Origin of the sequence: Anaerobacillus sp. MEB173, assembly GCF_052119505.1 — a bacterium.
Taxonomy (GTDB): domain Bacteria; phylum Bacillota; class Bacilli; order Bacillales; family JBJMAU01; genus JBJMAU01.
Window position 1 is genome coordinate 87115 of record NZ_JBJMAU010000010.1, and the last position, 21992, is coordinate 109106.

Annotated in this window: 25 protein-coding genes and 1 riboswitch; of the genes, 20 read left to right on the forward strand and 5 right to left on the reverse strand. The window is 35.0% G+C overall.

From position 1 onward, the window contains the following. Window positions 1-116: 116 nt before the first annotated feature. Complete coding sequence (locus ACJ2A9_RS17455) at window positions 117-275, reverse strand: hypothetical protein (protein ID WP_441422961.1); 159 nt, start codon at window positions 273-275, stop codon at window positions 117-119. Window positions 276-581: 306 nt separating this feature from the next. Here ACJ2A9_RS17455 and ACJ2A9_RS17460 point away from each other — a divergent pair, with 306 nt between their 5' ends. Next, complete coding sequence (locus ACJ2A9_RS17460) at window positions 582-743, forward strand: hypothetical protein (RefSeq protein ID WP_441422962.1); 162 nt, start codon at window positions 582-584, stop codon at window positions 741-743. A 284-nt stretch (window positions 744-1027) separates the two neighbouring features. Here ACJ2A9_RS17460 and ACJ2A9_RS17465 read toward each other — a convergent pair whose 3' ends face one another. Beyond that, window positions 1028-2377, reverse strand: a complete 1350-nt coding sequence (locus tag ACJ2A9_RS17465; RefSeq protein ID WP_441422963.1) for a TrkH family potassium uptake protein — start codon at window positions 2375-2377, stop codon at window positions 1028-1030. Between the two features lie 5 nt (window positions 2378-2382). After that, a complete protein-coding gene (locus tag ACJ2A9_RS17470; protein ID WP_441422964.1) occupies window positions 2383-3039 on the reverse strand; it encodes a potassium channel family protein in 657 nt (218 codons plus the stop codon). Between the two features lie 85 nt (window positions 3040-3124). Next, window positions 3125-3269, reverse strand: a riboswitch (cyclic di-AMP (ydaO/yuaA leader). A 235-nt stretch (window positions 3270-3504) separates the two neighbouring features. Between ACJ2A9_RS17470 and ACJ2A9_RS17475 the strand changes: the two genes are divergently transcribed. From ACJ2A9_RS17475 to ACJ2A9_RS17515, 9 genes are all read left to right on the forward strand, one after another. Then, a complete protein-coding gene (locus ACJ2A9_RS17475) occupies window positions 3505-3894 on the forward strand; it encodes a YmaF family protein (RefSeq protein ID WP_441422965.1) in 390 nt (129 codons plus the stop codon). 374 nt (window positions 3895-4268) lie between these two features. Then, on the forward strand, window positions 4269-4703 hold the full coding sequence (locus tag ACJ2A9_RS17480) for a VOC family protein (protein ID WP_441422966.1): 435 nt from the start codon (window positions 4269-4271) through the stop codon (window positions 4701-4703). Window positions 4704-5119: 416 nt separating this feature from the next. Beyond that, window positions 5120-5386, forward strand: a complete 267-nt coding sequence (locus ACJ2A9_RS17485) for a phosphocarrier protein HPr (protein WP_441422967.1) — start codon at window positions 5120-5122, stop codon at window positions 5384-5386. A gap of 76 nt (window positions 5387-5462) precedes the next feature. Next, the gene (locus tag ACJ2A9_RS17490; protein ID WP_441422968.1) at window positions 5463-5966 is read left to right on the forward strand and encodes a PTS sugar transporter subunit IIA; all 504 of its coding nucleotides are present in this window, start codon (window positions 5463-5465) and stop codon (window positions 5964-5966) included. An 82-nt stretch (window positions 5967-6048) separates the two neighbouring features. Then, complete coding sequence (locus ACJ2A9_RS17495) at window positions 6049-6888, forward strand: PRD domain-containing protein (protein ID WP_441422969.1); 840 nt, start codon at window positions 6049-6051, stop codon at window positions 6886-6888. A gap of 177 nt (window positions 6889-7065) precedes the next feature. Further along, window positions 7066-8460, forward strand: a complete 1395-nt coding sequence (locus ACJ2A9_RS17500; RefSeq protein ID WP_441422970.1) for a sucrose-specific PTS transporter subunit IIBC — start codon at window positions 7066-7068, stop codon at window positions 8458-8460. Between the two features lie 282 nt (window positions 8461-8742). Next, window positions 8743-9744 carry a hypothetical protein gene (locus ACJ2A9_RS17505; protein WP_441422971.1) on the forward strand — a complete coding sequence of 334 codons (1002 nt, stop codon included), beginning with the start codon at window positions 8743-8745 and terminating at the stop codon, window positions 9742-9744. A 253-nt stretch (window positions 9745-9997) separates the two neighbouring features. Beyond that, on the forward strand, window positions 9998-10957 hold the full coding sequence (pfkA, locus tag ACJ2A9_RS17510; protein WP_441422972.1) for a 6-phosphofructokinase: 960 nt from the start codon (window positions 9998-10000) through the stop codon (window positions 10955-10957). A 44-nt stretch (window positions 10958-11001) separates the two neighbouring features. Continuing rightward, window positions 11002-12354 carry a glucose-6-phosphate isomerase gene (locus tag ACJ2A9_RS17515; RefSeq protein ID WP_441422973.1) on the forward strand — a complete coding sequence of 451 codons (1353 nt, stop codon included), beginning with the start codon at window positions 11002-11004 and terminating at the stop codon, window positions 12352-12354. Window positions 12355-12670: 316 nt separating this feature from the next. Here ACJ2A9_RS17515 and ACJ2A9_RS17520 read toward each other — a convergent pair whose 3' ends face one another. Then, window positions 12671-12988, reverse strand: coding sequence for a hypothetical protein (locus ACJ2A9_RS17520; RefSeq protein ID WP_441422974.1), 318 nt, complete (start codon window positions 12986-12988; stop codon window positions 12671-12673). Window positions 12989-13406: 418 nt separating this feature from the next. Here ACJ2A9_RS17520 and ACJ2A9_RS17525 point away from each other — a divergent pair, with 418 nt between their 5' ends. From ACJ2A9_RS17525 to ACJ2A9_RS17545, 5 genes are all read left to right on the forward strand, one after another. Further along, window positions 13407-13556, forward strand: a complete 150-nt coding sequence (locus ACJ2A9_RS17525; RefSeq protein WP_441422975.1) for a hypothetical protein — start codon at window positions 13407-13409, stop codon at window positions 13554-13556. 424 nt (window positions 13557-13980) lie between these two features. Then, the gene (locus ACJ2A9_RS17530) at window positions 13981-14241 is read left to right on the forward strand and encodes a hypothetical protein (protein ID WP_441422976.1); all 261 of its coding nucleotides are present in this window, start codon (window positions 13981-13983) and stop codon (window positions 14239-14241) included. A gap of 87 nt (window positions 14242-14328) precedes the next feature. Next, window positions 14329-14637, forward strand: a complete 309-nt coding sequence (locus ACJ2A9_RS17535; protein ID WP_441422977.1) for a hypothetical protein — start codon at window positions 14329-14331, stop codon at window positions 14635-14637. 111 nt (window positions 14638-14748) lie between these two features. Then, the gene (locus tag ACJ2A9_RS17540; RefSeq protein WP_441422978.1) at window positions 14749-15207 is read left to right on the forward strand and encodes a hypothetical protein; all 459 of its coding nucleotides are present in this window, start codon (window positions 14749-14751) and stop codon (window positions 15205-15207) included. Window positions 15208-15572: 365 nt separating this feature from the next. Next, on the forward strand, window positions 15573-16019 hold the full coding sequence (locus ACJ2A9_RS17545; RefSeq protein ID WP_441422979.1) for an SgcJ/EcaC family oxidoreductase: 447 nt from the start codon (window positions 15573-15575) through the stop codon (window positions 16017-16019). A 510-nt stretch (window positions 16020-16529) separates the two neighbouring features. On the opposite strand, the gene ACJ2A9_RS17550 is transcribed toward ACJ2A9_RS17545, so the two are convergent. Then, a complete protein-coding gene (locus tag ACJ2A9_RS17550; RefSeq protein ID WP_441422980.1) occupies window positions 16530-17150 on the reverse strand; it encodes an NAD(P)-dependent oxidoreductase in 621 nt (206 codons plus the stop codon). 391 nt (window positions 17151-17541) lie between these two features. Between ACJ2A9_RS17550 and ACJ2A9_RS17555 the strand changes: the two genes are divergently transcribed. From ACJ2A9_RS17555 to ACJ2A9_RS17575, 5 genes are all read left to right on the forward strand, one after another. Continuing rightward, complete coding sequence (locus ACJ2A9_RS17555) at window positions 17542-17727, forward strand: hypothetical protein (protein ID WP_441422981.1); 186 nt, start codon at window positions 17542-17544, stop codon at window positions 17725-17727. Window positions 17728-17764: 37 nt separating this feature from the next. After that, window positions 17765-18733 (forward strand): DUF4097 family beta strand repeat-containing protein, encoded by a 969-nt coding sequence (locus ACJ2A9_RS17560; protein ID WP_441422982.1) that lies wholly within the window; start codon window positions 17765-17767, stop codon window positions 18731-18733. 170 nt (window positions 18734-18903) lie between these two features. Next, window positions 18904-19830 carry an ABC transporter ATP-binding protein gene (locus ACJ2A9_RS17565; protein ID WP_441422983.1) on the forward strand — a complete coding sequence of 309 codons (927 nt, stop codon included), beginning with the start codon at window positions 18904-18906 and terminating at the stop codon, window positions 19828-19830. Next, entirely contained in the window at window positions 19823-20617 is a 795-nt protein-coding gene (locus ACJ2A9_RS17570; RefSeq protein ID WP_441422984.1) for an ABC transporter permease, read from the forward strand. Before ACJ2A9_RS17565 ends, ACJ2A9_RS17570 begins: the two co-directional genes overlap by 8 nt. 174 nt (window positions 20618-20791) lie before the next feature. Next, a complete protein-coding gene (locus ACJ2A9_RS17575) occupies window positions 20792-21796 on the forward strand; it encodes an alpha/beta fold hydrolase (RefSeq protein WP_441422985.1) in 1005 nt (334 codons plus the stop codon). Window positions 21797-21992 lie beyond the last annotated feature (196 nt).

Consider the following 21992-nt stretch of genomic DNA (forward strand, 5'->3'; position numbering starts at 1 on the left):
AATCAAAGAATAAACTTTAAAAAAACTGTATTAATGATTACTTGGTAATCTAAATACAGTCTTTAATTTATCGGTAACTAATTGTTTTTATATATATTTAACACTTAGGGGGTTTTTTAATCGCGCATTGCTCCTGCCTCTCGGGAAGTCATTGCACCTTGTCCTTGACTTACATCTCTTTGAATTTCTTGTTTTACTTTTTGTGCATCAGTGCCGGCAAATTCCGGTTTCATAATAGAACCCAAATTCTTTTTTGCTTGTTGATTCTGTCGCATAGAAATCCTCCTTTTATTTTTTGTTTAACAATTTTATTATTTACCTAATAACTATCGGTATTCCTAGGCGATTACCTATGAGGGATAAAAACAATTAGTGGCTTTTTTCTTTCAAAACTCAACGTCTACATTATGGCGGAAGGGCAGCTGTTATAAGCTGCTCTTTATTACATTCAATATTTAGGCACATTAATGGGAATTTAAAATTTATTCATATTAAATTTTAAAATCTGCGGAATAAAAAATGTAAAAAATTAGGATCATATATTTCGTAATTACATATTTTACATTTATTAGGAGGTAGAGATGGTTACAAATTATTCGGATTTTGTAAAACAAAGTAATGTAAAACGAAAGGGGGAAAATTACGATATGAAGGAACTTTTTAAAAACCCTTTGATCCATCGTGAAATTACAGGGGACCAGATTTTTATTCCGTTAGATACAAAAAGGTTATGGGGAAGATAATCTATGGTTGAAATTTAGATAGGAATCCAAAACTTTTTTGTAGGATACTCCTCGAGTTCAATTCATAAGTCAAAAGCAATTAAAACAAAAGGAGTATCCGCTTTATGGTAGTTTGTTTTTGAGTCTAATAAAGCCGTAAATAAGCAAGAAATGAATAAGCCTTGCATATTTTGGGGCTTATAAATAATCTTAAGTCTAGAACAAAAGCACCCATTTACTTGAATAAAACCTTAGTAAAGCATAATAAAAAGACTCCAGCTAATATTTTAGCCAGAGTTTCTAATTTACCCAGTATACACTTCATCATCTGGGTAGCGGACAAGTGATTTTTTCGGTTTTGAAAGAATGAAGCCAAGTGTAAGCGGACCAATACGCCCAATAAACATCATGACAATAATGACTTGTTTACCAAAAGTTGATAATTCCCCAGTAAGTCCCATAGATAACCCAACGGTTCCAAAGGCTGAAACCACTTCAAATACAATCATTAAAAATGGTGCATCCTCGGTTATTGTGAGCATGAATAATATTAGAAAAATAAATAAATTACTGACAACAGTAATCGCTAAAACCCTTATTATTGTTCTAGATGGGATTGTTCGTCTAAACACAACGGTTTCGCTTTTTCCTTTTAAAAATGTAATTGTCGCTAAAAGTAAAACAATAAACGTTGTCAACTTAATTCCACTTCCCGTTGATGCACTTCCCGCTCCGATAAACATAAGTAATAGGATAAGTACGATGGAAGCTGTTGTCATATCACCAATCTCAATTGTATTAAAACCCGCTGTTCTAGGAGTAACTGCTTGAAAATAAGCCCCCCATAACTTGTCAGATAACGGCATTGATCCGAACGTAGCTGGATTTGCATACTCCAATATGAAAATAACGATTAGTGCAATAGCATTCGTAATGATCGTACCAATAATCATCAATTTCGAATGAATTGATAACCTTTGAAAGCTTCTTTTGTACCAGACATCAGCTAAGACTGTAAAACCTATTCCCCCCGTTATAAATAGCCCTGTAATCACCAAATTAACAACTGGATCGCCTACATAAGCCGATAAACTATCGGACCATAATGAAAATCCAGCATTATTAAATGCGGAAATGGTGTGGAATAAGCTTTGGTACATCCCTTCTTTCCAACCAAATTCGGGTACCCATCTGAATGAAAGTATCATAAAAGCAATTGCCTCTAAAATAATAGTAAAGGTAAATAAAATCTTTACTAATCGAACTAAGCCACCTAAGGAGGTTTGATTAAAAGCCTCTTGAATCAGAATTCTCTGTTGCAAACCTATTTTTTTCCCAAGCATCATGACAATTAATACAGCAAAAGTCATTAACCCTAACCCACCAAGCTGAATTAGAGTCATAATCACTACTTGTCCAAAAACGGTATAATCTGTACCCGTATCAACAACAACTAAACCTGTTACGGTAATCGCTGATGTCGCTGTAAAAAGGGCATCAATCCAGGAGATGTATGTTGTTGAGGCCACCGGTAATTTTAATAAAGCAGTTCCTAATAAAATAAAGATTAAAAAACTTAAAGCTAAGATTTGTGGCGGACTTAAGTTAATGATTTTTCCTTTAAGCAGATGAGAAGAAATTAATTTTTTGCGCATATGTATTACATCCCCTCATCTTCAAATCGCTTTAAGTCATTTTTATGGCCAATAACTATCAATACATCACTTTTTAAAATTAAATCATCTGGTAACGGTGAAATATTTACATCTTCTCCCCTTTTTATCCCAAGAATCGTACACCCAAATTTTGCTCGTACATCAAGCTGAGCTAGCGTTTGATCCGCAACTTTTTCTGTTGCAATTAACTCAACAATACTATGATCTTCAGAAAGCTCAATGTAATCAATAATTTTTTCTGAAGCGATATGCTGCGCAATTCGTATTCCCATATCCTGTTCTGGATGAACAATACGATCTGCACCGATCTTCTCTAGTACTCGGTGATGATAATAGTTCTGTGCCTTTACCCAAATCTTTTTTACTCCCATCTCTTTTAAGAGTAATGTACAAAGGATACTCGATTGAATATCATCACCGATTGCAACGACAACTTGATCAAAATTTCTTATTCCAAGCGTATTTAAGGCTTTTTCATCTGTTGCATTCGTAATTGCCGCATGAGTCACATAATTTGTAATATCGTTAACTTTATCCTCACTAATATCAATTGCCAGCACTTCATGCCCTAGCTTAAATAGTTCCTTACAAACACTGCTTCCAAAACGACCTAATCCAATTACTGCAAATTGTTTTTTCATTTTTTCTACTTCTCCTTTTTTTACGGCACCAAAAAAAGACCATCATAAATAGAATGGTCTTAGGTTAAACCTAGACCTTTCTCTCGACAAAATAAGGTAACGCTTACGAGGTTAGCTGTCGGATTAGGGACTGAGAGTATCCCTTCTTAATCAATAAGATTCACCCCAAGACAGAAAATATTCTGTCAAAATTGGTTCCCCCGCTCACTAGGATTCAGCGAATTAAAGGTGCATTGGTATTTTATAAAACTGATAATTGATAATGTAAATCGAAAAACAATTTTTGTCAATAATTTTTTTGTTAGTAATCTTTTATTATGGGGAAACAAATGGAATATTTGATTTAAAACAGACAAATCCGGTCTTTATGTAAATGTGTATCCTTAGTATTTTTTTTCTTTAATTACAAAAATCCACACCTTTTTAAATATTATCCATAAGCATATTAATATAAAAAATGAAAGGATGGATAAAGAGTTGAATACTGTACCTGTAACTGGATATTTATATCATTCTGATGGGGATGATTCACACCATACCCATAATCTTTATATAACAACATGGGATGGCCAACCTGTTCATACTCATGAATTTAAAGGTATTACGTCATTTGATGTAGGTCATAATCATCATTATGCAGGAACTACGGAGCCAGCACCAAGTGGAGTGCAGCATACACATCGTTATTTTACATTTACATCTTTTGATGATGGCCACAAACATACTATAAATGGAGTAACAGGGCCAGCAATTCCTTTGCCAGGTGGGGGACATTATCATGAGTTCAGTGGGTTAACCACTGTTGATGGTGCAATTCCGCATCGACACAGATATGAAGGGAGAACAAGTCGTTAATAAAGAATAAACTTAGAATATAGGAAATAACCTTAACCAAATCGTGAGTGATTACTGTTTGGTTAAGGTATAGCATGAAACTTTATATTAGCTCATACGGTCGATCACTTTCTTACCTTTATAATAAACCTGCTTAATTTGACTAACCTCTGTAATTTCTAATTACTTTGACTTCGTTACAGATGTTAAACGGGCCAAATTTTCAAAGCCGATCGAGATGCTAGTCGCAATCGCTATGGATATAAGCTTCGTAACACTATTTTAATTCCCCTTGTTATTTTACCGTGTTATTAAGATTGAATTTAGTATGCTTTAATTGATAAACTGAGGAAGATGGTGATGTAAAGATTATTAGTTAAAGGAGCGTGTTCATTATGGTTGGAGTAGAAATTGATATGGTTGTGAACGATAGCTTGAAAGCATTGGAATTATACGAAAATATATTTGATATCAAGCGAGTGGAGGTTTCAAACTTTCCTCGTGGTGAAAATGAGGTAGTTTTTACGCTATATGATGTTCGCTTTCATATGTTAGATGAAAACCCAGAATTCCATTTGATCGCACCAAAACCTGACGACCCTAAAACTAGTTGGGTTAATGTTAGAGTCCCAGATATTAAGGAGACCTATGCAAAGGCGATGGATTTAGGTTGCACAGAGGTGCAACCGGTGACAGAGATTTCTGACTACGGAGTATCGAACGCCATATTCATGGATCCCTTTGGCTATATATGGATGCTGCATCAAGTACATAAAGAAGTTAGTCACAAAGAGCGTATACAGCTTTGGGAGGAAAAAAGGAAGAATTAACAATTGGAGTATTATTAGAATTATCTAACACGATCTATAAGCAGTCAATTTTTCTTTGAAATCATTAGTAGATTAAGAGGATTGAGAGGGGCATAGTGAGGCGGTTTCTTAATACTAAAGTCACTTTAATGATCGATTTGAAAATTTTTGTTGTAATTTTTTTGGGGAATGATATATAATTCAATAAAGCGCTTACGAAATTAAAACAGATATGGTTTACCCGTTGAATATTGTCAAGTGCTGAAGAAAAAAGACTGAGTTAACAATAATAATCAATCACGTGTTACTGATAAAGCAGGCATGAGTGAAAGTAGATTAGGACACCAAAGTGTGTTACTATCAGCTTTTCCTCATGCTTTTTTTATTGTTAACAGTGATAAAAAACGATTAATAATTTGTAAGAGGGGGTTTTCTAGTTGGTAAACAAAACATTTACGGTGATAAGCGATGCGGGGGTACATGCTAGACCTGCAACATTATTAGTTCAAGTTGCGGGAAAATTCCAATCAAATATTTCATTAGAGCATAATGGAAAATCGGTAAATATGAAGTCAATCATGGGCATTATGTCGTTAGGTATACAAAAAGGTGCTAATATTACAATTCAAGCTGAAGGTGACGATGAGAAAAATGCGATCAACATGATTATTGAACTGATCGAAAAAGAAAGATTAGGTGAGTAGTAGTACTTCTTCTTAAGGAGAGTTAATAACAAAGGTGTACACGATAAAACGCTTTTATTAGGGAAGGAGAATGATCTTGTTAAGAAAATTATTCGAAAAAAAAGAAATGAAATTAAAAGAGGTATTGCTAGCGCCATTAACTGGAAAGGTACTTAACATTGTCAATGTGCCCGATCCGGTTTTTTCACAAAAACTGATGGGTGATGGCATTGCGATTGAGCCAACTGAGGGTGTAGTTGTTTCGCCAATTGAAGGGGAAGTCGTACAAGTTTTTCCAACAAAGCATGCAATTGGAATTAAAGGGATGACCGGGACTGAAGTACTTATTCATATTGGATTAGAGACGGTAGCGATGGAAGGCGAAGGGTTTGAAACACACATTCAAGAAGGGGACAAAGTAAAAGCTGGTGAAAAATTAGTAACCTTTGATCTTGAGCTTGTAAAAGAAAAAGCAAAGAGCACGATTACCCCAATTGTAATAACAAATGGGGATATAATAAAAAACATTGAAAAATATCATCAAAATACTGCTGTAGAAAAGGGTAAAATGAAGGTAATCGAAATCGACGTTAATTCGTAATTTTGTTAAGTTGTCCTTTATTTATAATAGACAACTTACCTTCCAAAACGTACAACTAATCGTATCAGGGAGGTAGTAACGTTTGAAAATTAATAAAGTACTAAATAATAATGTGGTAGTTGTAAAGGATGGTAAATTAGAAAGAATCGTCATGGGCTCAGGTATAGCGTTTGGAAAACGAAAAAATGATATTGTTCCAAAAGATAAGATAGAAAAAATATTTGTGATGAAGGAAGAAAATGAAAGATTTCAAGAACTTATTCATAAATTACCTGAAGAACATATTACTATTGCTGAAGAAATAATCACATTTGCCGAAAAGCAATTAAGTGTGAAGTTGAGTAATCATATTCACATCGCGCTTACAGACCATTTGTCTTTTGCAATCGAAAGAATTCAAAAAGGAATTGATATAGAAAATAAATTATTAAACGAAATAAAAATTCTTTATCGTAAAGAGTATGATGTTGGCTTATGGGCAAAAGATTTGATTAAAAAGCGGTTAAATATTGACATTCCAGATGATGAAGTGGGTCATATTGCATTACATATTCATACCGCCAAAGAGGATAGAAATATCCAAACAACAATTAAGTTGACAACGATGATCAATGAGATCATTGAAGTGATTACAAAAGAATTAAATATATCGATCAATGAACAAAGTATATTTTTTCATCAATTAGTAAATCACTTACGCTATACAGTGACGCTACTTAATAATTGTGAGCCTTCACAGCCAATGGATGTTGAAATGATTGATATCATTAAATCTAAATACAATAAAGCATTCCAAGTTGCAAGAAAAGTGGCTCAATTTTTACTGTCGGAGTATAACATTACTCTTCCAGAAGCTGAAATTGCTTTTATATCCCTTCATATTCAAAGATTTTATGAGAGGGAAAAATGTAAGCGTATATAAAAATGAATAATTGGATTGTTACTGTTCAGCAGGCAAAACCAAAATGTATGTAGGGGAGGCTATTCCTTATTCCTTGCTATATTTTGGTTTTTTTAATTTAATAATCCATTTAAGTGAACCGCCTGTAATAAAAAATGGGAAAGAAAAAACTAAACAAGTTAGAGAGAGGGATATTTCATGGAACCTAAAAAAATAGCAAATAAAATACTCCCGCTGTTAGGAGGAAAAGAAAATATTGAAAGCGCTACACACTGTGCGACACGCTTACGTCTTGTTTTAAAAGATGATGAAAAGGTTGACAAAGGAGCTATTGAAGAATTAGAAAGTGTAAAGGGAGCGTTCTTCACTTCTGGTCAATTCCAAATCATTTTTGGTACTGGTTTAGTCAATAAAGTTCATGCAGCATTAATCAGTGAAGGTGGAGTAGAAGAATTAAAAACATCTCATGCTGAGGCAGCAAAAAAGAAAATGAATCCATTAGCACGCTTTGCGCGAACGCTTTCTAATATATTTGTACCGATTATCCCAGCGATTGTTGCAAGTGGTTTGTTAATGGGGCTTCTTGGGATGATGAAAGCTTTTGGTTGGGTTGAACCTGATAGTCCATTTATTCTTTTATTGGACATGTTTGCTAGTGCAGCATTTATTATTTTACCGATTCTTATTGGTGTGAGTGCCGCAAAAGAATTTGGTGCCAATCCATACTTAGGTGCTGTTATGGGGGGGATTTTAACTCATCCAACACTTCTTAATCCATGGGGGCTTGCTAATGCCACACCGGACGTGATTAGTGTACTAGGTTTTAATGTTGATTTAATTGGTTATCAAGGTACAGTGATCCCGATTCTTTTAGTTGTTTATGTCATGAGTTTTATCGAAAAAACAACAAGAAAATTTGTACCGAATGTGCTTGATTTATTAATCACGCCTTTTGTCACGGTTATTTTAACAGGCTTTATTGCTTTATTAATCATTGGGCCGTTAGGAACGGGGATTGGTAACGCACTGACTGGTGCTTTACAATTTATTTATACTCATGGTGGCTTCATTGCAGGTATCGTTTTTGGCGGTCTATATTCAACGATTGTTATTACAGGGGTTCACCATAGTTTCCATGCGATTGAAGCAAGTTTGCTCGCTGATCCTAACATTGCTGTCAATTTCTTGCTTCCGATTTGGTCAATGGCCAATGTTGCACAAGGTGGCGCAGGTTTAGCGGTATTCTTTAAAACGAGAAATAAAAAAATGAAGAGTATTGCTCTACCTGCATCTTTTACATCCTTCTTAGGAATAACAGAACCTGTCATCTTTGGGGTAAACTTAAAGCTCGTTCGACCTTTTATTGCAGCGGCAATTGGTGGTGCTGCTGGTGGTGCTTATGTCGTATTTATGAATGTAACAGCAAATGCTTACGGATTGACGGGTATTCCAATGATGGCGATTGTTGCTCCACTTGGCATGTCAAACTTGATTAATTATATTATTGGATTTGCGATAGCGGTAAGTATAGCCTTTATTATGACCTTTGTTTTAGGGTTTAAAGAAGAAGACGCAAAGCAAACGAAGGTATAATCGATAAGATTAGGTGAAAGTGACTCACCTGTCTAACTACATTCAGGCATATATAGGAGGGAATATGTTACCTAAAGGAATAAGAGGTCTAGGGGAAGCGCTCATGGATTAACGAATATCAGGGCTTGATTGATGATTTAGATAAAGAGGCAATTTCAACATTTTACAAGGTTTGCTAGTGTTTCAGGTACATTAGCTTCTTCAACAAAAGGAGAGATGACAGCTTTGCCAATGCTTGATCAAGTCAATAGACTTCTAGAAGAAAATAAAGGAGAGTAGGGCATGAAGGGAATTTATAAACCAAAAGGCAAATTTTTATGGGATTTTTGGGTATACGAAGAGAATGGTGAATATCACTTGTTTTATTTACAAGCTCCTTTAGATCCAGATCCACATACAAGGCATCGTAATGCAAGTATTGGTCATGCTATTTCAACAGACTTAATTAAATGGAAGGAGGTTGGAACAGCTCTTGAAGCAAGTAATATTGATGATGATTGGGATAGTGTATCTACATGGACAGGCTGTACACTTAAGAAGGATGACACGTACTATATGTTCTACACAGCTCGTTGTAAGCAAGATGTAGCAGAAGACGGGTATGTTGGTCATACGCAACGTATTGGTGTTGCCTTTTCTAAGGATTTATATACATGGAAGAAATATGAGGACAACCCCATTGTCATAGCTGACCCACGCTATTATGAACAACAAGATGAAGCGTATAATAAACATGAGGGCTGGCGCGATCCAGATGTCATTTTTGATGAAGAAACGGGTTTTTACTACATGTTTTTGACGGCACGGGATAAAGAGGGCGACCCTAAAGCGAGAGGTTGTATCGGAAAAGCTCGTTCAAAGGATCTATTAAACTGGGAAGTATTATCACCAGCTGCATCACCACGTACGTTGACAGATCTAGAGGTCCCATCTCTTCACAAGCATGAGGGTAAGTGGTATATGATTTTTGCAGTCAAAGAGCAGTGGTATAGTGAACAGTATAAACAGGAAATTGCACCGAATGAACCACAAACAGGTCAGCTATATTTTGTCTCAGACTCCCTAGATGGAGAGTTTAAACCAATTGATCATGATAATGTACTAATTGGAACAGCGGATCGACAATATACAGGTCGCATTATTAAAGGGCCTGACGGTTATGATTACTTCTTAACGTGGAATGCAGGAGAAGATGAAGGTTATACGGATGTAGAAGATCCTTATACATTAGCAAAACCACGTAAAGTGATTTATGAAAAAAGTGGTAAGATGAGATTAGAATAACATGTATTCGGAGTACCTTGAATTTTATCCTAAGCTTGAAAAAAGATCATTACAACAATTATTAATATTGCAGGATTGTTACTACTTAAGTGTAGGCAAGACCTAAAATGTGTGGACGGGATCCGTTTGTTCCGTTTTACATCTTTTAGGTCTTTTTTTATTGCTTTTTTATACTTTAGAAGTTTGATTTCAATAGTTAATGTTGGAAGGGTTTGACAAGTAATGACTAATAATTACAAAGAGGAGGAGGAAAATGAGGAAAATAGCAGTTTTAACAAGCGGAGGAGATGCACCAGGAATGAATGCAGCGATTAGAGCTGTTGTACGAAGTGGTATTTTTAATGGTTTATCTGTTTTAGGTGTACGTCACGGATATCAAGGTTTAATGGAGGGTGATTTTCTTCCAATGGATCTCGGAAGTGTAGGTGACATTATTCATCGAGGAGGAACAATTTTATATAGTGCTCGTAGTGAAACTTTTAAAACAGATGAAGGTCAAATGAAGTCTGTATATTACTTAAAGGAAAATAACATTGATGGTCTGATCGTTATTGGAGGCGATGGTTCGTTTCGTGGTGCCCATCAATTATCAAAATTAGGTATTCCTACGGTGGGTATTCCTGGAACGATTGATAATGATATTCCTTTTACAGATTATACAGTTGGGTTTGATACGGCATTGAATACAGTCATTAATTCTATTGACAAGATTAGAGATACAGCGACCTCTCACGAACGAACATACGTCGTTGAAGTCATGGGAAGGGATGCTGGTGATATTGCCTTAATGTCAGGCTTAGCCGGTGGTGCTGAATCAATTATTATACCAGAAACCCCTTTTAATATAGATGAGGTAGTTAATCGTTTGTTGCATGGGAATAACCGTGGTAAGAAACATAGTATTATCATTGTTGCAGAAGGTGTAACCAGTGGTTTAGAAATAAGACAGTTGATTAGTGAAAGAACGGGATTTGAAACAAGAGTGACAGTGCTTGGTCATGTTCAACGGGGAGGATCACCAACAGCTTTTGATCGCTTGTTAGGGAGTCGTATGGGAGCTGAAGCGGTTTCGTTGCTCTTAGCAGGAAAAGAAGGTGTGATGGTAGCTATACAAAACAATCAACTGATATCAGTACCATTAATAGAGGTATTTAATTCAAAGCATAGTGTTGACTGTTCATTACATGCTTTAGCACATAGATTATCAATTTAAACTTTTTTGTACCCAGAAGTTATAAAAAGAAGGAGGAAAAGTAGTTGGATAACAACATCACTTTTGATTACTCTAAGTTAGTACCATTTTTAAAAGAAGGTGAAATCAGCCACTTACAACCTTTTGTTTCATCAGCTCATCAGATGCTACACGATAAAACAGGAGCAGGCTCTGATTATACTGGATGGGTAGATTGGCCAATAAGCCATGACAAGAGAGAATATAAAAGAATAAAGCAAACCGCTTCTTATGTAAAAAATAAGGCAGATGTATTCCTAGTAATTGGAATTGGAGGGTCCTATCTAGGAGCAAAAGCAGCAATTGAAATGTTGACACATACATTCCATAACCAACTTCCTGTTAGTAAGAAGAAGGCTCCAGACATTATTTTTGCTGGACATAATTTGAGTACGTTATATATGACTCATTTATTTGATTTACTAGAAGGGAAAGATGTCGTTGTAAATGTTATTTCTAAATCAGGGATGACGACGGAGCCGGCGATAGCGTTTCGAATGGTTAAAAAGTTTATGGAGCAGAAATATGGAAGAAATAATGTTAAAGATAGAATCATAGTGACCACTGATAAAGAAAAAGGAGCATTAAAACGATTAGCAGATGAGGAAGGGTATGAAACATTTGTGATTCCAGATGACATTGGAGGGAGGTATTCTGTTTTAACTTCAGTAGGTCTGTTACCGATTGCTGTTGCGGGAATAGATATTGATGAAGTTATGGCAGGTGCTCGTGCTGGCTATGAACAGTACCTTGAAGAGGACCTCCAAAAAAACCCTTGTTATCAATATGCTGTAGTAAGGAACGTTCTATATAATAAAGGAAAGCATATTGAGTTATTTGTGCACTATGAGCCATCTCTTCAATATTTTTCTGAATGGTGGAAGCAACTTTACGGAGAAAGTGAAGGGAAAGATAACAAAGGAATATTCCCTGCATCGGTTAGCTTTACAACAGACTTACATTCCATGGGACAATATATACAAGAAGGTCGACGGAACTTATTTGAGACGACAATATCCATTCAGCAAAACTACCAATATTTAATGATAGAAGAAGATGAAAATAATTTAGATGGACTTAATTATTTAACTGGAAAAAGCCTTCATGATATAAATCAGCAAGCAATGTTAGGGACAATACTAGCCCATATTGATGGCGGGATTCCTAATGTTATAATAAAATTACCTCAATTATCATCCTTTTATTTCGGGCAGCTTGTATACTTTTTTGAAAAAGCTTGTGGAATAAGTGGTTATCTATTAGGGGTTAATCCTTTTAATCAACCTGGTGTAGAAGAATATAAGAAAAATATGTTTGCATTACTAGGGAAGCCAGGATTTGAAGAAGAGCAGGAAAGACTACTGAAGCAATTTGTATAAAAGAGTAAATTACAAATAATTCGTCAAATGATTATTCGCTATTTTTCTATATGATTACCATTACTGGACTAACGAACGCAGCAGTGGATCAAGGGGTTGTCGATGTCGGCAGCCCTATTTCATTATCAAGCAAGATGTTTCAATAATTTATCGTCAAATAGCAGTTTTTTTATATAAAGGATAACAAAGGGAAGAATATGGTGTACATATTTTTCGTTTATTAGGGAAGAGTATTAATGTCCACATATAAAAAATGGTAGGAGTTTATGGACACCCAAAAGATGAAATGCCTTTTGAAGACATTTCATCTGTGCAGCTATTTATTTTCGTTAGTATTTTCGTTAGTATTTTGGTTAGGTGTTAGTTCTTTTGCAAACTCAGCAACCGCTGTATTATAGATATTTGGCATAGTGTTTTGATTACGATTTTTAAAGTTACTCATTATATTTTGAATGGTTTGTTGCGTATTTCTGTTCTGATTTCTTCCAAATCCATAAGCGGCTGCACTAATTCCTAACCCAATTAAGGAAGTCCAAAACACTCCACGATTGTTATTTCTTCTTCCAAATATATTAAAAAAACGCTGCCTTCTACTCATATTAAAAATTGTGCTTATCCACCGGAAATTATTCATTATTTAATGTATCCTTTCTTATTTGAGATTTGATGAAAAGTGAATTCACTATCCACTAACTAATTTTTGTATTGAATCAATTGATTATACTGACAATGATTTGAAGGATTGGTATAAGAGAAAAGGCTGATGCAATTGCACTAACCCTTTTAATTGTTTAGTTTTGCTTATATTGTGGTTCTTCTTGCTCGATTTGCTGTAAATTAGGGGTGATTCCGAACCAACAATCCCACAAGGAGTTTATGCAGAGCTTCGTGTGGCTAAAAAAATACGCGATCTTTTTAATGTTGATTTACGTTTTTGCGAAATGCGATTAAAGGCTGAAATGTTATAAAAACATTCGAATAAAGTTATAAATTAAACACAAAATGAAAAGGGAAATGAAAACCCAAATACAAATAATTGGAGGAGTGGTGTTATGGATAAAAACAAAGAGAAAGCGCCAAATGTTTCTGGAAGTTTTCAAGTGATTGATGACGACCGAAAAGAATCGATTGAGGAATTGAGAAAAGAAAATAAGTTAGATGAAGAAACAGAATACTACGCACGAATTTTCATGGAAGATTAGACGTTTCTGTTAAGTCGATTGTAATATGAGAAGAGCTGGCTGATGGGCCGGCTTTTTTGGTGTGAATTTGAAATGGATCCTCAAAACCCTTTGATGACTGTTCTTGGTTAGTATCAATTTTGGTCAGGATTTTTATCGGTTGTGACCGAAAAAAACACATGGTATGTCTAAGCGGCCAGGGGCGACCTTATGTTCATGAAAAAGGGGTATAATTAGTGCTAAGCGGCCACGAGCGTTCTTATTCATTGAAAAAAGGGTAAATTAATGCGTTGAATTGAGAATAGGGTACCTGGTGGCCGCTTAGCGAGAAAAACGCAGTAAAATAAGGAGAATAAGAACCCTAGTGTCCGCGAAAAACGAGTGCTGGATCTAAACGGCCACTAGTCTTAAATTGCTGAAAAAGGGTATTTGGAAAGAAAAGGTAATGGAAATCATCCATAATCAAAAAATGATTAAAGAGTATAGGATTACAAATGTAAGTAAAGGTTTTCCTCCAACTGAATCTACATTTAATTTTAAAGACCATATTGTAGAGATTGAGGAAGCAATAAAAGATGAGGATAGTTATATAGACCCTTGGAGTAATAAAATCGGTATCTCAGATTTATCGATAAAAATTAGATGGAGAGGAAATAGATATATTAAAAGATTATCCAATAAGGGTGGAGGAAGAAGGTTTAAATAGATACTATGGAGAAATTGCTTATTTAATCCTAGAAGGTAAAAAAAAGGTAAAGTCCAATTTATTGTGCTTTTGAAGAAAACAAGAGAATTGCAAAAAGAGATGCCATACGGAGAAATCGTTGGTTGGGTTTCCACAGAGGAATTAAAGTACAGGCTATATGAATTAGATGAAGAAGGGAATTTAAACAATAAATCTTTTAGTTTTTCCGAACGTGACGCTTTACAAACAGAACTACTTAATGCTGGTTTTTTGGTTCCTCATTCGATTGGATATTACACAGACGCTTGGGAAGGTTATCCGTCATTATTTTTCCCTTTAATTTTTCCTTTTGTAACTTTGGTCGTCGGATTCCTATTGATAATTGTCTATTTTCCTATTAAAGAAGTAAAAAAATAAAAACTTGTAAACTTAATTAACTTAGTGGTGAGATTACTGGATTTAATTAGCGGAGTTAGTTTAATAAGGTTATTGGGTTTTTGGAGGATTTTCACTAAGGAGGCAGTAGTATTGAAGAAAAATTTTATGATGGCGAACTTATTTTTGTTCATTGTTTTTCTTTTAAGTGCGTGTAATAATACTGAAAAATATCAGCATATTGAAGTTTTTGTAACTCAGACATCAGAACAAAACGATGAAAGCTTATATGAAACAACTGGTTTTAAGAAGGTCAATGCGATTACTACTATTGAAGAAGGAAAAAATCATATAGCTACGGATATTAAAGCGATTGAGGACTTTTATGATGTAGATGGCAGGTATATCAAAACGGAAATAGTACATTCTGAATTTAACAGGTCTAAGGTAACTAATGCAGAAGATGGAGATGAACATAAAAAAGAACTTCAAGAACCAACAACAATCCTAATACCAGATGAAACGATTGAACATTTTCAATTGGAAAATATGACAGAGGAAGAAAAGGAAAAAGTCAAAAATCATGTATTATCTTTTATAGATATGCTTTAAACGGAACTACACTAACGGAGTACTTAAACAAAGGAACTGGAGCTGACATAATAAGGGGTTCCGTTATCTATCACAAACATTGAAAATCCAACTTAAACTGACTACTAAATTGTATATCAATTTGTAGTCAGTTTTTTATTGATATCAGCATTTGTACTTATTATTTCTTTGAATTTTCAGGTAATTAGTTATCAGAATTGTGAGGGTACATCGGCAAGAGTAAGGTACATTTTAATCTACACATTTTGCTAACGAGGTTTGTAAAATAAGGACTTGTGATTTTAAATATTAAAATATAGCATTAAACTAATAAGAATAGCATTGTTTTAAAAAGTCTGAATACCTTTTTTGGGAGTGAAATCATTATGAATTTTTCAGTATTAGAAGAAATTAATTCAATCTACGAAAAATTAATTGGTGCTTGGAATAACCGCAGTGCATCTGGAATGGCTGAACTATTCACAGGAGAGGGAGAGCTTATTGGATTTGATGGAAGCCACGTAATCGGAAGAGAGGACATTTTATCACATCTGAAACCTATCTTTGAAAACCATCCTACCCCTCCATTTGTAAGCAAAGTTAAAAGCAAACGGATTTTAGGTTCTGATATTGCCATTTTACGGGCTATTGTCGGTATGATTCCTCATGGAGAAACAGAGCTTAATCCTGAACTGAATGCACACCAAACACTTATTGTAGCTAAAAGAGATGTTGGATGGGGAATTGAGCTATTTCAAAATACCCCAGCACAATTTCATGGAAGACCTGAATTAGTAGAACAAATGACAAATGAATTGAAAGATATGATTTAGAATAAATTTATTTTATTAAACAAATTAGTGCGTTTTTGAAATAAGCAGAAACGCTTTTCCTAGTGTGGCAGAAGAGCTCAACAAGAATATTTACTATAATAAATTTAGTACATTATTATTTGGGAGGTAGATGAGGTAGATATAATGACTAGAAAATTGATTGTAAAAGATAAGGTTCTCATTGAGACAACTCCTTTTTGGGAGGATTTCATTAAACCAAATTAATATCTTAAACCTGGTTGCATTATTCACTTTTAAACTAAGTATACGGTAGCGTAATAACAGCTATCTCTGTTCTGCTAAAGTACAGTTTTGGAGTCTTTCTTTTTAATGTAAAAAGAGATGTTAATTTTACAACATCTCTTTTACTTATAATTTCTTGTAATTCTAATTCATACTTTAGATATTTTAGAAAGGGATGCTTTAGTGAAGAGAGGAGATTGTTGCCGCATCTCTTTTTCTTTTTAATCAAACGAGTTAATTCAATATGAAAGTAGTATAAAAATATGATTAGTAGGCGATACCTACACGTGATTTTATATAATCGCTTGTTTTTATCTGTCTAAATGTAAATTCTGCTGTATCCGGTACAGAAATTTCAACGCCATCCTCCGGCAAAAAATTTCGCTCTATACGATATTTGCCTATCCTTTCTCCATCCGGCAAGTAGGTAGGACAGACAATCGTCCATTCGAGGGTTGATTGTTTGAGCATATCGTAAACTTTATGATGTTCTTTCGCTGCACGGGTTGACTTACGCTTTGATTCACTTGATTGATAACGCAGAGAATTTTGCGTGGTTCTACTTTGCAGGATACCTGCAGTTCCTACAGTTATTATTCGTTTTATACCTTCATTTTCCATTGCTTCGATAATAAATGGCATACTTTCTGATAGAGTGGTGCTGCCATCAGTATTTAGTGCACTTATAACTATATCAATCCCATGCATTGCACGCACGATATCATCTTTATTTAAAACATTCCCCTGAATAATTGTTAAATTTTCATTATTTATTTCAACCTTCTCTGGAGTACGAACTAATACAGTAACATTATGCCTGTCATGGAGGGCATAAGTAACTATTCCACTTCCAACTCGTCCAGTTGCACCTAAAATTAAAATATTCATAAGAATAGCCTCCTTTTGCAAATACTTATATTTTACTATAAAAGTTATTATTTTATTGTCTTTTTTAACTAACTGTTAGCTTTAAACTGATGATTTAGGTGTAGAAAGGATGAAGTGAATATCCTTGAAAAAATTGTACCGCTTTAAAATATCTAATGCACAGGTTGTTTTAATGCTGTTCGATATTTTTGTTTGAGTGTTGGAAATTATTCACATAGACAATTGGATATATATGCTAAAATTTAATTGAAATATCTTTTACCTCTAGATAAGAACCATCCAAATATCATATGAACCCCAAAATGAAAGGCCTTCAATCAATCTGCAACAGTAACACTCAAACAACAATAAATCTCTGTAAATTACTAATTAAACCAAGGCGGTGATCATGATGGAAAAGCGTATATTTCTGTTGATTCCGGGCTGTTTGTTATTAGGGATGGGGATTGGCTTAGCATATGGCGACCCAGCTCCTGGTATGTTTATTGGTCTAGGTCTTAGTTTTATCTTAATAGCCATTCATTCTTTACTTAAAGGATCAAAAGCTAAAAACCAAGACAAAAATACTGATGTCTAAACGATCGCTGAAATTTAATAGAAGGTAGGTGGTACCAATGAACAGGAACACTGTACTTGGGATCGTGCTGTTTGTGATTGGGATCCTAGTGCTTGCTGTTGGTTTAAAGGCCATTAATTCAAGTCAATCGGTGTTTGCACTTTTTAGTAATATGGAAGAAATATATGAAAGTAAAGTTGTAGAGGAAGAAATAATCTCAATCGATATTCGTTCTTCATCTCCAAGTGTGTCGATGATTCCATCGAACCGGGATGATATCTTGATTGAACTCAACGGTGAGGTTAATAGTAAGCTAGCAAATTCATTTTCATTGGATGTTAAAACTAGCGGTGAAAAGCTAACAATTTATGTAAACAGAAAAAGTGAAACGATAAGAAATATTTTTGGCACCAATATTATAAATGTAAATCTAGATGTATTTGTACCAGAAAAAATATATAACACGATTAGCATTACGACTTCTTCAGGAAAAATTTCCATTTCTGATATGCACGGAGAAAGCTTTGATCTCACAGCAAGCTCAGGGAGTATTGATACCTCAAACATCAGTGCTGAAAAAGAGCTTCATGTAAAAACCTCAAGTGGACGAATAGAGGTTACAGCAAGTAATGCAGATTCTATTGATTCTCGTGCAAGCAGCGGCGCTGTTACATTCAATGACATACGTACTAAGAATGTTCGTGTTGCAACTTCTTCAGGGAAAATTGAATTAAACAATGTTGCTGGAGAGATAAAGGCAGACGCAAGTTCAGGGAGAATTACAATTAATAACGAAGAGCTACTTGGAAATATTCATGTTTCTACTTCAAGTGGTCGTGTTGATATTCGCTTGAATGAAACTCCTTCAGCCGTCGTCGACTTTAAAGGAAGTTCGGGTAAAGGAAGTGTGAATATTCCTGGATTTTTATTTGAGGAAAAATTAAATAATCAGATTTATGGAAATGTCGGTTCGGGAGAATATACGATCAAAGTTCGAACTTCGTCTGGAGGTTTTGATTTATATTAAGCATTCTAATGTCTGTTAGGGAGGGAATGACTTAATGGTCGGGGCAACGGGTACAGCCTGATTCCCTAGGAATCTTTATTTATTAGAATAAAGTAAGACGGAATTGCAAGAAGACGATCTTTTCTCAAGTATAGATTAAAGCTTGGTATGAACGAATGGAGGTGGGATATATGGGTCACGAACCGATTCTTGTTGTTGAGGATTTAAACAGGTCGTTCGATCATAAAAAAGTGATTCATCATGTGAGCTTTACCGTTGATGAAGGGGATATTTTTGGTTTCCTTGGTCCTAATGGCTGTGGTAAAACAACGATTATTCGCATGATTTTAGGGTTAATTAAACCAGACTCAGGAACAGTAAAAATCAATGGCTATGATATCAAAAAAGAATTTTTAAAAGCGGTTGCCCATGTTGGAGCTGTTGTCGAAACACCTACCTTTTATACTAATTTAACCGGATATCAAAATTTACTGCTAATCAAAAACCTTTATCCAAATTTAAGTAAAAGCAGAATTGATGAAGTCCTTCAGCTCGTAGGCCTTTCATCAAAGGCAAAAAATAAAGTGAGTACGTATTCGTTAGGAATGAAACAACGGTTAGGTTTAGCTAGAACGCTTCTCAATCACCCCAAAATCGTTTTTCTAGATGAACCGACGAATGGGATTGATCCAAAGGGAGTCAGCGATTTACGTGAATTGATTGTCAGTCTCGCCAAAAAAGAAAATATTACATTCTTCATTACCTCCCATATTTTACATGAAATTGAGCAGGTTTGTAACAAAGTAGCTGTATTAAAGGAAGGCCACCTGATCGCTATAGGGACTGTGAAAGATTTGATTTCCAAGGACACAGAAAAAATTGAAATTGTTACTACTAGTAAAAAACAAGCTATAGCTTTAATTGCACCAATTTCTTATGTAGAATCTGTGGTTGAGTCAGAGGAAGGTATTATCGTCACACTTGAAAAAAATCACACCAATCAATTAAACAGGCTCTTAATCGAAAATGGGGTTGATTTGGCCTATGTTATTCCGAAAAACCAATCGTTAGAAAGTATATTTTTTGAATTGACTGGAGGTGACGATTCAAATGGGTAGACTTGTGCAAAATGAACTGTATAAGCAAATATTTGGCGGGAAGAAAGTTTATATTTTTATGGGGATTGTCATCTTTTTTAACTTACTAGGAATCTTTGAAATTAATACAATTGGTGATATGGACTTTGTCATTAACGCCCAAAACTATTCAATGTTTATGCTTGCGACGATTGTCGTTTACATTATGCCTTTTTTTGTCATCTTAGTCGTTGCGGACATGATTACCCAAGAACATGTGCAAGGGACATTAAAGGAAACGATAATGCGGCCGATTAAAAGAAAATCGGTTTTGAACGCAAAAATCATTGCTTTATTCCTATTAATCTTAGGTTTTATGACGTATTCGTTAGTCGTTAATATGATTTTCGGTTTTAGCTTTTGGGAGTTTGGGGAAGGGTTTGTCTATGAAGATCCGAGCTATGCAGCCGGTGTTGCTTATAGCACTGCTGAAGGATTAGTAAGAACAGTAGGAGGCTACTATGTTTCAATTGTTCCACTGTTTGTATTTGGCGTTATTACAATTTATTTAGCATTTTTGTTTAAAAGCAGCGGAGTAACTGTCGGGGTAATATTTGGATTGTTCATTCTTTTAAATGCGATTGGAGGTATGTTTGAGGCAACACGGCCGTATCTAATTGTTTCTTATTTTAGAGAACTAGCCCAAATGGCATTTTTTGATGAAACTACCTATTCACTCGCTACTGCCTTTCTTGTCTTAGTGATCTATGGAACTGCTGCTTATCTATCGGCTTTACGGCATTTTAATCAAAAGGATATCTTTTATTAATATGAATACAGAGAAGTTCTGAATAGAGATGGAAGAAAATAATGGAAAACGAGTAGTTTTTACTAAAGGGGAAGTGATAAATTAGTAGATGAAAAATTTACCGAGAACTTGTAATCTTTATTCAGGGGAGAGGTTGTTATAAAAAAGTTTGCCATTTTTATATTTGTAATGATCTTGATAAGTATAGTTATCATCTTAGTATTACCGAAGAGTCAGAAATATCCTGCAGGAGATATTGCTCTATTAGAAGAAGTTGAGATCGGCGGGATGAAACAGTGGATTATGGCTAATGGAGAGAGCGAGGACTTACCTCTATTACTATGGTTACACGGAGGTCCTGGTGCGGCGCAAATGCCAGTTGCTAGATATTTTAACCGTAATCTTGAACAGGAATTTATTGTCGTTCATTGGGACCAACGCGGGGCGGGTAAATCTAACCCAAAGGATTTTGATGAAAGTACGATGTCGATTGAGCGTTTTGTAGAAGACATTCATGAAATGACAGCATATTTAAAAGAGCGTTTTCAGAAGGATAAACTTTATTTATTAGGTCATTCCTGGGGTTCGCAAATTGGAATCGTTGCTGCAAACCGCTATTCAGACGATTATATTGCCTATATCGGAGTTAGTCAGCTTACTAATCTTAATGAAAGTAATATTATTGCCCATGATGAATTGGAAAAAAGAATCAAAGAAAAAGGCCGAGAGAAGGCCATCAAGAAGGTAGCTCTGCTAAACGGACCACCTTACAAAATTCATAGTGAATACGTAGCTTTTGCTAAGTTGATGGATGAGTACAATATGAATACTGATGTTAAAATGAGCAAGTTTATTAGAATTGCACTAGGATCTGATGTTTATAGTATAAAAGATTACTGGTTTTGGATTAAAGGAGCAAACCGTGGCAGTGGTCCAATGTGGGAAGAGACTCAAGAATGGGACCTTTTAGAGTGGGCACCTCGTGTAGATATACCTAGCTTTTTTATTATCGGTGAGAATGACTTTAACACCCCGTTCATACTTATGGAAACTGTGATGAAAGAACTTCAAGCTCCTGAAGGAAAAGAATTAATCATCTTTGAAAATGCAGCTCATATGCCTTTCTTTGCAGATCCCGAGCGTTTTCTTCATGAATTGAAAAAAATAAAAGCATTCGAGAAAAATATCTTAAATTTCTGAGTTGAAAGAGATGAGCCGTGAACATCTTACTCAATTGAAACAACCAAGTAAACCGGAGATCTCAAGAACAATCAGAACAATCTTTAAAAGATGATATCTATGAATAGTGTGCCTGCCCCCTAGTGCAGTAATGCTTTACTACGTCGGGGGTCAGGTACACTGGCCTTGCATAAAAGTAATTAAATTGAATCAGTTC